This window comes from Synechococcus sp. UW179A (genome assembly GCF_900473965.1).
Taxonomy (GTDB): Bacteria; Cyanobacteriota; Cyanobacteriia; order PCC-6307; family Cyanobiaceae; genus Synechococcus_C.
Genome location: NZ_UCNJ01000004.1, coordinates 45,510 through 60,395 on the forward strand (window position 1 = coordinate 45,510; position 14,886 = coordinate 60,395).

Consider the following 14,886-nt stretch of genomic DNA (forward strand, 5'->3'; position numbering starts at 1 on the left):
TTGTGGTAGCAAATGACAGCATCGTGACGGTCTATATCTAGACAGGTGAGCTGATGGAGATCAAGCCCTCAATGAGTTTTTCTAGTCGCAGCATAAAAACACCTGAAAGCTGGTTTCATGATCATTTGAGCAAAGCCACCAATTTAAATATCACCAAGACGATAACAATCATGCAGGAAGACCCAAGGGAAGCCGCCCAATATTTACTACTTCCAATCGATGGATTCCGCGCACTAACAGCGCATTGCCTGGTACTCAACGGAGTTGAAGTTCAACTCAGCGACGAACGACCCGGACCGAATACACTGATCCCACAACCTAAACCCAATTAATCATTCATATACCAGTTGACACCAATTCAAGGTTGACGTTGTCCCACAAAATCAAAGAAAAGCACGAAGGGATCTGATGCAAGTAAAGAGGTTTAACATCGTCAAGTAAATGAAGATTGGCATAATGGCAATCGCGAAGCCGATAATTAGGAATTCTCTCAGAGAGATGATGGATATGATGATATGCAATATCAGCGGTGAACCAATTCAGAATTGGCGGTAGTTGAAGGAAAGACGATCCTTCAATAGCGCCTTTGAAATAGCTCCAATCCTTCTCATTACTGGCATAAGACCCAGGAAAGTTATGTTGAACAAAAAACACAGCAATCATCAAAGCAGCGCTGGCACTCATCGCGCATACATAAAGAAGCCAAAAGTGCCAATGTCCAATTGCCCCTCCAATCATCCACCAACACCAAAAAAGAACGGCAGAATTTGCGATGGTGTCGTAAACCTCACCTTTGGTATAGAAAAAGCTAGATTGATGACTTCCAATAATTGAAAAAATATTGGGCAAATTTCCCTTAGAAACAGAACTAAAAAACTTTTTGAAACTTACAACAAGACATTCAAAAAAACCTAAAAAGAGAGCAATCCTGGGTTTAAGAATAAGGTAATAAAAACCTCCGGGGAAAAGCAGTAATGGGTGACGCAGAATTTGATAAAAAGCCTTCTCACTTGATCTCTTCGATTCGTATTGTTCGCGCGTCGTCAAAGCTGAAGGTCCTCTGTAGCGGTCCCAATTGCCATTATATTTGTGATGAAAGGCATGGCCTCGAGACCAAGGGTGATGGGGTATCCCATGAATAAGACTGAGCCCAAAAGCAACAATTCGATTCAAACTTTTCGAGCGGAATAAGCTGTGATGTCCACAGTCATGCATCAATGAGAAGCTGCGACTCAACAGAAGAACAATGAGAACAAAAAGGATTGGAGCAGTCAATACCGATATGAAATTAAACGAGTTAGTTACGACAGAAAAAAGAAATGCACACAAAGCTAAAGGCACAACAGTATTAAAAACCTGCCATATGGCAATACGATCATCGCTAGCCATAAAGGACTTGAGATCAAAATCAACTCTTCGAACAGGTCTTGATTTTTTGGCGCGGGTGACGGAACTATTCAAATGATTGTTGCATTTTGGTCTTTTGTCTTGGGTGAAGCTCCGATCAATTTATCGAAAATTCCTCAATTACGTTGGATCATTTGGACCAGATAAGGACACTTTGGAGATGAATGGGGTGATTAGTGGACAGATTCCAGTGAGGGCAGGCCATCTGCATGATGCCTGCTCGCCTGCAGGCTTGTCTTAGGTCCATACACTGTGCCGGCCACAACACGAGCAGCGACCATAAAGAGAGATGGGAGATGCCTGGAAAGGCTCCTGGGCACTCAGTCGTGGCAGGTCAACGACCAGTGATGCACGGAAGACGGACCAGCAACCAGACAGCCAACGAAAATCAGACCATGCTGGGACGACATGCTGCGAACAGCCTTGAAACCCATCAGCGTGATTATCGTCGTTTTCAGCGGCTTCCTCGCCGGTGAGTTGATTACGCAAGCTGCTGATAACGAAGGCGAGCAAAGCGAACTGAGCGAAATCAGAGCACAGGAATGCACCAACGAGCAAGCCGAGACCTGGGAGGTTTCCTCAAACGAACAGGTTCAAAAACAAAACTGCCAGCAGTGACTGCGCTCTCCTAAGCAACCATCGTCTCTGTCCTACCAAATCAGGACAGGGGCGGAGACAGTCCGAATCTTCCACCTCTCTACCGCTTTGGGCTCTAGATCCAACACTCAACTCCGTTAAATTAATCAGAGAAATCGGGAATCGATGAACAACCTCGATCTTGAAGTCGTGAACGTGCTTTTTTTTCAACAGATGCTCGAAGCTGTTGAACAGGAAAGGTGGGAAGAAGCAGCGATGACTCTTTACAAGCTTTATGCCATTGAAGAAGGAGAGCGTTTTGACGATCTCAATAACGAAACCGCTGAACCAACTCCTGCATTAGAAGCAAAAGCTGCCTAGAAACTGACCAACTCTCTGAACACAGCTGTAACCAGCGCTTCTACAGCAACACAAGCAAATCTTCAGCACACAAAATCAGCTTGTAGCCACAAAAACTTATCATAAATCAATCAATATTTCGACTCTAAACATCTACTCAATCCAAAACTCAGCTTTCAAAGCTCTAGCATCCTGAAACAGCTGCCCAACGGCAAGCTCTCGCAGTCGTGAATCAAGCCATCGATGTAGGCGAACAGTCTTATATGGGATGTTGAGAAGACCGTCGGATGGCAGGTTCTCCTCGTAGAGAATCGTCACTATCTAGACAGTATGGACCAAATTTTAAAAAAAGTATTCCTCACCGTGTGCCATGGCATCTGATCCAATTATCTCAGCCTATTGCTCCAGAAAACAGGCTAACGCGTGGAAACACGTTGTTCAGCGAACAGACAGGAGGATGATTTGATCACGAGTTAGATTCAGCAAGCATCTAATTGCTTTCGGCAAACGCCGAAAGCAATAACATCAAGCAAAACAAATAATAAGGATGTGTATTAGGCCCATTATGCGACCTTAAATATAATGTTCAGGAAATAAAAGGTGTTGAGCCTTACACAAAAGGAGCAGGCCATCGACCACAGCAGAGCTTCAACAACTAAGAATCATGCTGGTGAAGCTTATGGAGCCTTTCAACAATTGTTTTTTGTAGTCGGTCTTTTTTTGAAGAAAGCCAGGTGCTGACATTAGCTTTCTCCTCGGACGTGAGATTCATTTTTTGAACATAATCTTTTGTAGCATCCCAAACGAGCGCTCCAAACTCCTTGGAATGCTTCAGCCTTTCAGCGACGCCTCCATGAAGATCATCTTCATCCAAGAGAGGGTGAGTTTCAACAATCGCTGTCACATCAACCGTTTGAGGATCTGAATTCTCCGACATTGGACTTAATGACAACCAACCAATGCATAGCAAGCTCTGCGGCTCAGGGCAGATGGGCACTACACCAAGACGATTAACTTGACAAAACGACAAAGAAACAACGTGACACTATAAGCGATGAATCGATTCCATTCATTGTGATCATGCTGCAGGACCATATTCAGAGAGCTCAGCAGCTGTAGGACTCATTGCTTTGGCCAGGATCAGCAGGTCAGTCGCCAGTCCGTGTTCACCCTCACGCAGGAGCAGTTTCCTCAGACAAATCACGTCACCATAATCAGCGGCGGCTGTACCGTTAATCAGACCGCGGGCGGTCCCACGGGCAACAGCCAGTTGAAGCGTCATGCTCATACTTCCAGGCTGATCCATGCTCGGGAGTTAGTCGCTGTAACCCCCTACAAAGCTCCTGAATTCAGAGTTTTTCCATAAAGCAGCTACCAGCGAAGGCAAAAAAAACCCGAGTCGTAAGCGAAGGTGTGTTACTGGAACTACATAACTCAAGGCAAGTCAAGGCTTCTCATGGATCCAGGATGGGGTCTTAGGTGAAAAATCAGCCAAACAGCAGGGGCTGAGACAATCAAACAAGAAAGGCATATGATCCCAGACACACAATTCTCTACAGGTCATGCGTAGACGCACAAGCTAAGCAAATCGGCGAAAGATGAAGAAATCAGGAAGGATTAGGGCTTATTAAACAAAGCATTAGCAATGCGTCAACGAAAAAGAAGTCTCAAGACACTTTCTTCCACATCACAACAGCTTTCGAGCCACAACAGCAGTCTTCCATCAGCGAAAATATCAAAATGAAAAATGAAATCAAAATCATCTCAGGCTTCTTGATTGTGAATTCAATGATCATTTCAAGCGTTGTTCTTCTCTACATGAGAGGTGGTATGAAGTTTGAGAAAGTTCTTGACCACCTTATTAATTGAATTTTGCTTTGAACCATCACCAAAGTTTGAGCAAACTGATTACCTTTTAAGTAAAAATTCTGTCTAAAAAACGAAGTTTGAAATCCGTAAAATCTCTCTAGGTATAGCCTGTCTAAACACTGATTATCAAGCAATACAAAACATATACTAGTAACTGAAGCTTCGCTTTAGCCACAGCGGAAGGTTGTTAGACACATTGCTGCAGGCTTATAAATACAGGTGTAACTAAACGCTGATAGTTAGTCTACTCTCAGCCGTGATCAAAAGGGTTAAATTAATCGATTTGATCAATATACTGATCCACCAACTAAAGAGCAATGAACCCTTCTGGAAATACTTCATGCCAGTTGTCTTTCAAATATCCAAATCTCTTCCTGGCTTCCTGCAGAGATGAGTGGTGGCTGTCAAGCTGCTCCTCGTCATTAAGCCAGAAAAGGATAAGACAATTGTCATACGACAAATTCATGTCATTTATAAATGTCTTTTAAAAAGATAAGTGTTTCCATTGAACACAATCTTATAGAAATCAAGGTGAATTAGGCTCTGCCAAAGCTGTTCTGGATTATGGCGCTTCAACAACAGCTTAGGAAGACATCCCCTAGAAAGAGACATCCAGTCTTTGACAAACTGTTCCAACACGTCTCCTTCAGTACCCTTATACTCAGAGAAGAATAAGTCTAAAAATTGAGCCGAAGTACTGATATTATAGTCTGCCAAAATTAAAAGAAAGCTGTCGACTTCTTTTTGATCATCAATAAATTGGGTACGATCGGAGATTAAATCGACAAGCCCCTGCTCGATCAAGCTTTTTGATTCATACCAACTTGAAAAGCTAACCATGGCACCAGTCAATTATTTTGAGATCCTCGTCGCCTTCCTTAAACAAGTCAACGGCAATACCATTAAACCAAGCAACAAATTCCAAAGAGTAACATTCTCCGTGAGGTGTTTTTGTATAACTACCGCTTGAAAAATCTAATCCATCCTTAGTTATCGAAAAGGCTTCGGCATGATGAATATAAATGGCATAAGCGTAGTTTTTCAAGCATTGTGCACGATCAGCATCATCCAAGCCACAGTCATTGATCCAGAGTTCAATATTATCACCAACAAACATCCTCAGCTGGTACTTTTCGGCTATCCTGCTCGAAATAAATAACAAGCCTGAATGATGATGATCATTCCAATAATATCCACTTTCATATCTCGAATAGTCCTTGGAATCCTCAATTAGATCATCTTTAATGGAATAGAACTTCTCTTCCCATCCTCGGTTGTCTGGTGGCTGGCTGCTTTGCATCTAATCAGAATAGTTCATTGTAAAACACAAAAGCCATAGCACTCGCTCTATCAAGTGAGGTGTATGGAGTCAATGGAATAGAAGCAAGCCACATTAAAAATCACGATTTTAGCCTAAAATTCATATGGGCTATTATGCCTGGTATTAACAGCGATTGCACCACGCTGAATCACGCCAGAGATCATTCTGTAAACCTGTCTTTGTTGCAAACCCATAACCCATCACGCGTGGTCAAAAGCATCAGCCTCATCCGATGAAACAATTTCTACAGAAGACTCGAGATCAAGCAGTGTGGGAGCAAGCTATATCCAAACAATATCATCGGTCGCGTCCGAGCAGGATATTTAAGTAGAGACGCTGGTGCCCATACAAAGTAAGTGATCATCATGACGTCAAGCCGAAGCAATTGGAGCGGATGGACATCGCAGTAGCGAGGCTTGGTATGCCTTGCATCATTCGATGCACAACCATGACTGGTGTTCTCCAGGTCAAGTCCTGGTGGGCAAGTCGGGTGATTGATTGTGATGGGTCTGCTCATGAACCAACTCGCTCATCCGTATTCACCGGCTCCCTTCATCGTCGATCTCATCGAAAACGACACATCGATGGGGATTATCCGCTGCAAATAGGATCGACATCTGTTGAATGTTCTGCGTTTCGTCTGGCAGGCCATGGTATGAAATTCCCTTAGCGATCGACCCCAGTGACAGGGTATCCGGAATCTTCTGAAGCTCTGTACAGTGTTCTGAAAGGTTTTTCACCGCCTCTTCCTCAGAATCTGCTGCGACTTTCCAGAGGACGTCGACTTCGACGGGAGTTGTAATCAAGTAGGTAGGGCTCATTGAACTTCCACAGACCCATGAATTGTGCGTTGATGCTGTTGCGTTGTCAGGTTTTTGTTACCACTCCAACATGCAGTCACGCACCATGGTGCAGTTCATTGCTGATGCACAAGTCCAATGATGAGGCCCTTGCGGCCACCAAGTAATCAGCCAAACAACATTTGCAGGCTTTGAGTAACTAGAGCGTCAACGCAGTGAATCAACACTGGAATTACGCACCAACTTACAAATAGAGAAAAACTAAAAAAGAATGGCAAAACATCCAAGACTACTTACTGAACAAAGAAGTGCACCGTACGAAACCTGTAAAAAACATCAGACGCCTCAATGAGTTTGTTCGTCAGAGCAGGAAACAACCTGAGACAATCATTCAAAAGGTTGAAAAACAGGAGACAAAGTTCGAAGAATATCTAACAAAGAGACTCTGCTGCAGGAGCTTTGCTATTTTGTGATTAATGCGACGAAACCGTTTCCTTGCCTATGGTGAGATGAATATAGAGAGATCTATAGTCCATGAGCATCAACTGGTTAGGCGTTGGTACATTAGTCCTCACAATAGCTCTAGCTTCATATATCAGTTTTAGGCAAAAACAATCTTTCTTTAATCACTAACAAAAAAGTAGTTATTAATTAATCATATCAACAAAAGACAATAAAGCCTCACTTCGTGAACAAGACAATCAGCAACGAAATGGTGCTCAGAGCTATCACACCATAAAGCCAAACTTTACGACTATATTTGCTGTTAAAATCGTGAACCCAGTTCGGAACACCATCAGACACAAAGAGGATAGTGAGACCAAGAAGAAAGAATATAGGAATACCTAAGGCAATTAAAAGATCCATTGAATACGTAGGAGAATGCTAATCATAACTGACACCTTAAAGGATATTGTTTTAATCCACAAGATCATTACCTACCAACTAATCTCTTTACAAAAGAAAAACAAAAAACAAAAAAGTGTTGATAAAGATGAGCCTATACACACCTTAGCCTTGAAAACAAAGCAGCTTTTCAAGGATATTGCCATCAATAATGAATTGCAGTTCTTTGAAACTTCTAATTGGATCATCCATCCTCTCTGGCTCGAGAACATAGAATCCGACACGTAGATAGAAATAATCCGGCAGCAGGCTTAGGCCATTAAGCAAATAATCCAAAAACAAGCCATTAGACAGTTAAAAAGTGATAAGAAAAGTGGTATCGTGGCACTAAAAGCATGATACCAACTAAAAATATTCCCATAACTATTATTCTCATCACCGATTAGAAGCAAAAAACTTAATGCAAAACCAAGGTAATCATAAGATTGAACTAAGAATAATTCAAAAAACGACTTACACGATTAATCTATCAGTCACTATATGCATCCATTCATCTTTCAAGGTAAAGCAAGCCTAAGTTAAAGCAAATAAAAACTTCCTTCGAAAACTAAAGTGATTCAGAAAGCCTGCTAAGCTAAAAACAACAAAGAGATGAGAAACGCCAACTACGAAAGCATTGCAAAGGCAAAAGGTCTCATTATCCTGAAACAATTAGGGAATCGAAAAATCAAATTCTTTCCAAAGTTTTATCCGTTCACACACCTCAATTTAAGACCAGGCTATGCAACTTACTCGTAATTTCGTTGATAATGCCATACAATTGCTTGAGGCTGGCGCTATTGACGAGTTCCTAGCCAATTACATAGCTGAAGATGTCCAATGGATTATCACGGGTTCAAGTGTACTTAGTGGCACTTATTCATCAAGAAAGCATTTTATCAATACCGCGATCTTAAGGTTAAAGTCTTCATTAGATGGCAACATTCAATGGAAAGTAAAGAGTGTAATCATTGATGGTCCCGTTGCTGTACTAGAAATGACTTCAAAGGCGGTTTCCAAGCAGGGAGAACCTTACAATAACCAATACGTTTGGATACTAGAGTTTAATGGCAAAACATTTAATAACGTACGAGTGTATTTTGACGATGTCTTGGTTGACAAGATTATTAAATAAATAACACTTCAGCAAACGATCTAAGCCGACATCATATAGGCGGTACATATGTTCGAACTTTACACTAACCAAACATTATCCTTGCGCCTAAGAGTATTAAAAATTATGCATTTTAAAGGAAAGTAAAGTACATGGATTGAGGAATGCGAACAGAAATTTTGCACTTACGATTATGCCGACTAACAATAGTTCCTAAAATTCACTTCACAAATGAAAACAATAGTGAACATATACCATGTAATTAAAGATTCACTTGGGCACATTAGAAACTTTAAGAGGCTCTTATAGGATGGTCATAAATTTACTCTTTCCACGATACGGTAAACTTTAGATATCATAAATATCAGAATTGTAAACGCGTTTTTAAAATGGTCTTAAAGTTGGCATATTAAAAGATCATTACCCCTCTTATTAAAGGAGAACGGTTGAAGGTGATAGCTAAAGAAGCTGTCTTTTCCGCCTAAACATAGGGAGGCAATGCTCATGCTTCAGAGACACGACTGAATTCCATAGCCTGCAGATGCTTAATAGACATATTCATACCTTATGCCATAAACAGGAATAACACGTGGATGGCGGTTGACCTCATGTTGATATGCCCGCAGTTCGCTTCGGTGGTTATGAGTGTCACGGCGGATGTCCCTGCGTAGCTGCCTCAACCTCAACTCATGCCTTAACTTATTTTTATTGCTTCGCGCTTCAGCTGCAGGAGCTAGAACAAACATTGTGGAACCAACTAAACCAATACACAGAACAGATGCGGTTACTTTGAAGGCCTTGTTGAAAAATGTCATGGATTGAAGAAGTGAATATGGGGGAGTCTCCCGCCCTGGATCACTCCAAGATCACAGACAATCTGGTGAACACAGTGCGGGACTCTGGTGCAGACACCTAGAAGTTCTGGTGAACTTCTGGTGAAAAGCACAAATCCCTCTTCGAAGTCTCAAGAGCAACAAACCATCGTAGGAAGAAAGGCGGTAATCAATGTCAGTCATGGCAGCTGATAACTGAAGGGTTGGTGGTCAACCAAGCTCACCGCTATTTTTGGGATACGCCTACCGACATGTATCGATGACCCCAACCGCCTCAATCAATGACCCGTAAAAGGCCTTCGGCTAATACTGATGCTCCTAATATGAATGCGATCATATGCAGACTTGGTGAACTTAAGATTAATATAGGTTTCAAACCCAGATTAAAAATAATATTGCAAACCATACACCTGTAAATTAGGTTCCTGATATGTTTTTTCAAAATTGATTTACAGTAGTTTTGAAAACTCAATATCCTGGGTCATTAATGAGATCTTTGATCAAACAGATCAACGCTTATGGGATCCTGTTCTGAATATGGCAGGTAAAATTAAGCTTGCTGAAACCTGTCAGATACATGAATGTTTGCTTGAATTTCACCATGATATTCACTTAGCCATTGATATATCATTTGGCGTTTTATCATCAGCAGCACTTTTGCCTAAAGAATTCATGCCAACCTGGTGGGACTTATATGTGGATAGATGCGACCAAATTGTACCCAATACAAATCCTCCAGAAGGGATTAATACAAGCAATGCCAGTACCCAATATCGAAAAAAAAATACATCGTTCGATTGTGCATTGCCTGACTTTCATTATCTTGAGTTTGATGTTTTTGAGAATTCAATTCGTCTGGGAGGTGTATTTCAAAGATTAGACAATCTTGAGACTGAGGTGCCAGCGCAGATGTTAAATGAAATCCTTGATTATTGCCTAGCTGTTCAGGGGAGGTCAACTCGAACGAACAATTATCAAAAAATGATGAAGGATATCTTTGAATCTCTTGGCTGCCCGTATTGGATTGGTCTGATGATTGGGCGAGGAGAAATGGTGAAACTAATTTTTAAATCTTCCGTATCGCTTGACAATATTAAACCTAATTTCTGGAAGTGGTTCACATCAGAATTTAGGATTTCATTTGAAAATACGATGAAATATTTTTCTTCGCTTGAACACACTAGTGTACGCTGCTGTATTGACTTATGCTTATCAAATCCATCAAATCATCCAAGACTTTGTTTTGAAATCTTCCCAAGCAGTCGGGTAAAAGAGTCAACGAGCTGGTCTATTTTAAACTGTCTGAAACAGCATTTCAACTTGAGTGAAAATTTGAGACTCCAGATATGCAATTTATACGCTAACGTGCCACGAGGAGTTAGAAAAACTCCATTTAGTCATATTTTCCCATGTCCGCAATTGCCTTTTAACAATATTGCAGCTGTCTTTAGTCACTACAAAATTTGTCTTGAGAAAAACAAGCCAGCTGAACTAAAGACTTATGCCCATGTTATTTCGGAATTGTAGGATCGGTTGTAATTGAGTCCTTTGTTTTGCACTCACACATTTTATTTCCGAGCAATATCCCATCTGAATACATAAATCTTTTATTGCCTTGAATAGTCTTGTCTGAGACGGCAACTTGATCTATTCCTGCACTGGTCGACCAAACCAAGGTTATTAAAATCAAAATGTGCTCTAGAAAAACCTAAGCAGTCGTAGTTAATGGAAAATGTTAATAATCAGCATAAAGGGTACTAAAGAGTGGCCAAAAGCTCTGACATACATTCAATTCTTCGAGGTTTACTTACATATCAAGAAATTAATTGCGTTGCAGATTTATAACTATGATTTTTAACAATGCCACTCCACTCATCAGCTATTTGAGCTGCAGTAATTTTTACTACAGATTAATATGGCAATAGAGAGGTTTTCAAGAATACGTTGAGATGTTGCAGGGACGTGTGAAACGTCAATGACATTGACAATTAGTTCCAATCTGGAGCCGCTGCAGTTCCTTGGCCATAACCCCAGCAGGTGTTCATCCAACATCCACCTGCTACGTGTTCTAACTCCTCTTTACTAATCTCACTGAGCTTATCAGAAGTTATTTCACAGCCATATGCTTTGGCAAGACTCACAACTTCTTCAAAAGACTTAGCTGCTTTGAGCTTTTCCTGAAGGTGGGTATCACCTTTAGCATTGGCAAGGAAGACCTTGAGTTGTTCCTCAGACATTGGTGTCTTGCGAGTTCTCTGAAAGTACCCGTAAAGACAAGAGATGCCAATCCTTCGATTGAGGGATATTTCGCCGTGGCTGTCTGGCCCTCAATACTGCATCTGAAGGATTGAAACTGAACCATGTGTTTAATAGCTTAGACAAAAACCAAGCTTGACCAATGACTGATAAAACATCCAAGAAGAACGCCAATGCAAATCAGAAAAGCCTCGGCAACAATGAGATCAGATGATGATTCGCCAGGCTCAAGTCGAACTGATAACAGAAGTATTAAAATGTTCATGAATGTGTTGAATGAAGCACATCACATCACATTCGCTCAAAAGAAATAGCCCTTTATTGGAATCGTAGCTAGCAGTGAAAGCAAAGAAGATCATGAGCTACCAACATGGAGAACTCAAAGCCAAAACTGGACCTAGAGACAAATCTTGGACATCGACTCGATCAACGGAAGATGAAAGGGCTCGAATTACCGCGATATGAGCTATCAAAAGCCGGAATTCAAGGGGATCTGGCCTATCGGCTGATACACGACCATCTAATGCTTGACGGCAATGCAATGCTCAACCTTGCCACATTTGTAGGCACGTGGATGGAGCCTGAAGCTCTGAATCTAATGCGCGAGTGTGTTGATAAAAACATGATTGATAAAGACGAATATCCACAAACCGCCGAACTGGAGAATCGTTGCATACGCATGCTTGCAAGGCTCTGGCATGCTCCTGATCCTGATCAGGCAATCGGCACATCAACCACGGGATCAAGTGAAGCCTGCATGCTTGGCGGAATGGTGCTGCGGTGGCATTGGCGACAACGTCGTAAAAAACAGGGATTGGACGACACTCAGCCCAATCTTGTGATGGGAACCAATACCCAGATCTGTTGGGATAAGTTCTGCGCCTATTTCGATGTCGAGCCTCGAATGGTGCCAATTTCCAAGAATCATCTGCAAATGACAGCTGAGGGGGCAATTGCTGCATGCGATGAAAATACAATTGGCGTCGTAGGCGTGCTTGGTAGCACCTTTGACGGCAGCTACGAACCGATTAAGGCAATCCAGGAAGGGCTTGACCTTGTACAGCAAGAAAAAGGGCTTGATATTCCCATTCATGTCGATGGCGCATCTGGCGCTTTTGTCGCACCATTCAACAGTCCAAGTCTACTCTGGGATTTTCAACTTCCTCGAGTCAAGTCAATAAATACGAGTGGGCATAAATATGGTGGGGTCGTACCAGGAGTTGGCTGGGTACTCTGGCGTGAACAAGCTGATTTGCCGGAAGAACTTCGCTTTAACGTTAATTATCTGGGGGGGCAAATGCCTACGATCGGGATGAATTTCTCACGACCGGGAGCACAAATTGTTGGTCAGTACTTTAACTTTATCCATCTTGGTCACGAGGGATACTGCCAGCGGATGGCTTCGCTTGAAAGTACAGCTTCTTACATTGCTGACTCGATTGAAGCCATGGGAACGATGAAACTTTTAAGCCATCCAAAAGGCCAGCTTCCCGTTTTCGCTGTTGCAGTCTCTGAAACAGTCACCAAGTGGACCGTATTCCAGATGTCAGATCGATTACGAATGCGTGGATGGCAAGTACCTGCATACACAATGCCAGCCAATTGCGAAGATCTAGCCGTTCTACGTTTTGTGATTCGAGCCGGTTTCACAAGAGACATGGCTGACCTATTACTTCAAGATATTCGAAATGCAATCGAATGGTTCGAGAAACTGAATCTTCCTATGCCTGACCCAAATCCAGAGCATAAACCATTCCATCATTGAAAACCGATGACTTATAAAAAAATCTGCATATCAAATCAACAATGATGGATCCAAATTCGTTCCAACATTATGCGACGCGTTTACTTGCCATTGGCAATAGCGTCTCAGCCCTGGGTGCATTTTTAATGCTAACTCAGGGGATTCCTCGTAAAAAAGTTAATCATCTAATCTTGATCAGTAGCATTGCATGTTTAGTCACACTTATTCTCTTCTTACTTGTTGGAACACGAATTCTTGATTTTTTCGGGATCTCCGTCGGTGCATTTCAGATCACAGGTGGATTAATCCTAGGTCGTATTGGACTTGGGATGCTGGACTCTAAATCTGATAGTACATCTGATCAAAATGATAATGATGTCAAAAATCAAAAACAAGATCTGAGCGACACAGAATTTTATTCAGCTGCTGTAGTTCCACTCGCAATCCCACTGACAGTGGGAGGTGCGACACTTTCAGCCGTTGTTCTCTTTGCGGATACTGCCGCCCGCACAGGCACATTTTTTGATTTACTTGCAGCGATTATTGTCTTAGTAGTTGTTAACTATCTAATATTTAGATTCAGCAGCAAAATCATGACCCTACTCGGCTCAATGGGTATGGAAATTTTCATCAAAGTCATGGGGCTATTTATGCTATCAATAGGCATTCAGTTCCTAGCCCAAGGAATTGGATATTTTTACTTGAAATATCGAGACGTATCAGTTGCCGTGCTTGGATGGTAATCATTGCCAGTGCCAAGGTATACCTAATTAGTAGTTCAGCAATTGACGATAGTCGCTTATTACACCCTATCAAGAACAAATGAGTTCGAATGGTGAACGAATTCGTTTCATAGCCCTTTATAAATCAGAGCAGCAATCAATACAGAAGCACAAAATGTATTAAAGTTGCAACTATCGGTCAATCCCTTGCTAGCTTCAAAGAGTAGCTAGTCATGTCATCGAAGACACATCAAGTCAAATGACAAACAAAAGTTTTTTCAATAAAATCCAACGGTACGCGCCACTGGCCCTAAGTACCATTCTTTCAATGGCCGTACTAGAAGCAAAAACAAACCCGAGTTTTGCCGACGATAAGTATGATCCATGCTGGATACACACAGATTGCGAGAAACCAGTTGGCTACAGCAATGATCCCAACTCATCAATGGGAATCGGCTGGTATTGCACCGACGGAAAGCTAGTTACATCATCAACCGAGCTTGATAGCTGTGAAATATTGAAGGGTTGTACAGCTGAGTCAGGAAGGTCGCCCCAATATGTCCCCAAAATGTCCGAGGGAGGTCAAGCAGCCTGGCGCTGTGCTGACAATGCATTTATACACACAAATTGCTCTGCAGCTGGTTGGTCCAAAGATGGAGGAACAATGGGTATTGGATGGTACTGCGATGATGGCAAATATGTAGACAAAAATACTGAATTTGACAAGGCATATATTCACCCCGGATGCCCAGCCGTTGAATACAATAAAACATTCCAGGCATGGATCTGCAAAAACTAAACCATAGCGTTTGTAGAATTCAGCACTAACGGTGACGCAATTATTAGATTTATCGTTCAGCAGATTCGCAAAGTCTAAAATTTCACTAGTGTTAATTATTTTTGCTCACGCAAAAGTCCTGAGACAATAGAGCAAGTGTGAAATACAAGTCCCACGCTATGCAGGCGGGGACTTGTATGCACAAAAGGCGATATTGATTA

At 41.9% G+C, this 14,886-nt stretch carries 15 protein-coding genes; 8 read left to right on the top strand and 7 right to left on the bottom strand.

Going from position 1 to position 14,886, the window contains the following annotated elements:
• The first annotated feature begins 53 nt into the window (after nucleotides 1-53).
• Nucleotides 54-332 (top strand): hypothetical protein, encoded by a 279-nt coding sequence (locus DXY31_RS16315; protein WP_137024861.1) that lies wholly within the window; start codon nucleotides 54-56, stop codon nucleotides 330-332.
• Nucleotides 333-336: 4 nt separating this feature from the next.
• Here DXY31_RS16315 and DXY31_RS01845 read toward each other — a convergent pair whose 3' ends face one another.
• A complete protein-coding gene (locus tag DXY31_RS01845; RefSeq protein ID WP_371638969.1) occupies nucleotides 337-1,461 on the bottom strand; it encodes a fatty acid desaturase in 1,125 nt (374 codons plus the stop codon).
• 354 nt (nucleotides 1,462-1,815) lie between these two features.
• On the opposite strand from DXY31_RS01845, the gene DXY31_RS01850 reads away from it, so the two are divergent.
• On the top strand, nucleotides 1,816-2,025 hold the full coding sequence (locus DXY31_RS01850; RefSeq protein WP_114991309.1) for a hypothetical protein: 210 nt from the start codon (nucleotides 1,816-1,818) through the stop codon (nucleotides 2,023-2,025).
• 144 nt (nucleotides 2,026-2,169) lie between these two features.
• Nucleotides 2,170-2,364 carry a hypothetical protein gene (locus DXY31_RS01855; RefSeq protein ID WP_114991314.1) on the top strand — a complete coding sequence of 65 codons (195 nt, stop codon included), beginning with the start codon at nucleotides 2,170-2,172 and terminating at the stop codon, nucleotides 2,362-2,364.
• 634 nt (nucleotides 2,365-2,998) lie between these two features.
• On the opposite strand, the gene DXY31_RS01860 is transcribed toward DXY31_RS01855, so the two are convergent.
• The 5 genes from DXY31_RS01860 to DXY31_RS01880 all read right to left on the bottom strand — a co-directional run bounded on the left by DXY31_RS01860 (nucleotide 2,999) and on the right by DXY31_RS01880 (nucleotide 6,339).
• Complete coding sequence (locus DXY31_RS01860) at nucleotides 2,999-3,280, bottom strand: hypothetical protein (protein ID WP_114991317.1); 282 nt, start codon at nucleotides 3,278-3,280, stop codon at nucleotides 2,999-3,001.
• 141 nt (nucleotides 3,281-3,421) lie between these two features.
• Nucleotides 3,422-3,625 carry a hypothetical protein gene (locus DXY31_RS01865; RefSeq protein WP_244279450.1) on the bottom strand — a complete coding sequence of 68 codons (204 nt, stop codon included), beginning with the start codon at nucleotides 3,623-3,625 and terminating at the stop codon, nucleotides 3,422-3,424.
• Between the two features lie 1,058 nt (nucleotides 3,626-4,683).
• Nucleotides 4,684-5,052: a hypothetical protein gene (locus tag DXY31_RS01870; protein WP_170953489.1), complete on the bottom strand. Its 369-nt coding sequence runs from the start codon at nucleotides 5,050-5,052 to the stop codon at nucleotides 4,684-4,686.
• On the bottom strand, nucleotides 5,045-5,512 hold the full coding sequence (locus tag DXY31_RS01875; protein ID WP_114991328.1) for a hypothetical protein: 468 nt from the start codon (nucleotides 5,510-5,512) through the stop codon (nucleotides 5,045-5,047). Before DXY31_RS01875 ends, DXY31_RS01870 begins: the two co-directional genes overlap by 8 nt.
• Before the next feature lie 560 nt (nucleotides 5,513-6,072).
• Nucleotides 6,073-6,339 (bottom strand): hypothetical protein, encoded by a 267-nt coding sequence (locus DXY31_RS01880; protein ID WP_170953490.1) that lies wholly within the window; start codon nucleotides 6,337-6,339, stop codon nucleotides 6,073-6,075.
• A gap of 1,621 nt (nucleotides 6,340-7,960) precedes the next feature.
• On the opposite strand from DXY31_RS01880, the gene DXY31_RS01895 reads away from it, so the two are divergent.
• Entirely contained in the window at nucleotides 7,961-8,353 is a 393-nt protein-coding gene (locus DXY31_RS01895) for a nuclear transport factor 2 family protein (RefSeq protein WP_114991340.1), read from the top strand.
• A gap of 1,256 nt (nucleotides 8,354-9,609) precedes the next feature.
• On the top strand, nucleotides 9,610-10,692 hold the full coding sequence (locus tag DXY31_RS16320) for a hypothetical protein (RefSeq protein WP_137024863.1): 1,083 nt from the start codon (nucleotides 9,610-9,612) through the stop codon (nucleotides 10,690-10,692).
• 461 nt (nucleotides 10,693-11,153) lie between these two features.
• Here the strand turns inward: DXY31_RS16320 and DXY31_RS01905 are convergent, their stop codons facing one another.
• Nucleotides 11,154-11,402 (bottom strand): Nif11-like leader peptide family natural product precursor, encoded by a 249-nt coding sequence (locus tag DXY31_RS01905; RefSeq protein WP_114991345.1) that lies wholly within the window; start codon nucleotides 11,400-11,402, stop codon nucleotides 11,154-11,156.
• Between the two features lie 389 nt (nucleotides 11,403-11,791).
• Between DXY31_RS01905 and DXY31_RS01910 the strand changes: the two genes are divergently transcribed.
• From DXY31_RS01910 to DXY31_RS16325, 3 genes are all read left to right on the top strand, one after another.
• On the top strand, nucleotides 11,792-13,186 hold the full coding sequence (locus DXY31_RS01910) for a glutamate decarboxylase (protein WP_114991348.1): 1,395 nt from the start codon (nucleotides 11,792-11,794) through the stop codon (nucleotides 13,184-13,186).
• Nucleotides 13,187-13,230: 44 nt separating this feature from the next.
• Entirely contained in the window at nucleotides 13,231-13,908 is a 678-nt protein-coding gene (locus DXY31_RS01915; RefSeq protein WP_170953492.1) for a MarC family protein, read from the top strand.
• A 238-nt stretch (nucleotides 13,909-14,146) separates the two neighbouring features.
• Nucleotides 14,147-14,686 (top strand): hypothetical protein, encoded by a 540-nt coding sequence (locus tag DXY31_RS16325; protein ID WP_137024864.1) that lies wholly within the window; start codon nucleotides 14,147-14,149, stop codon nucleotides 14,684-14,686.
• The last annotated feature ends 200 nt before the right edge of the window (nucleotides 14,687-14,886 follow it).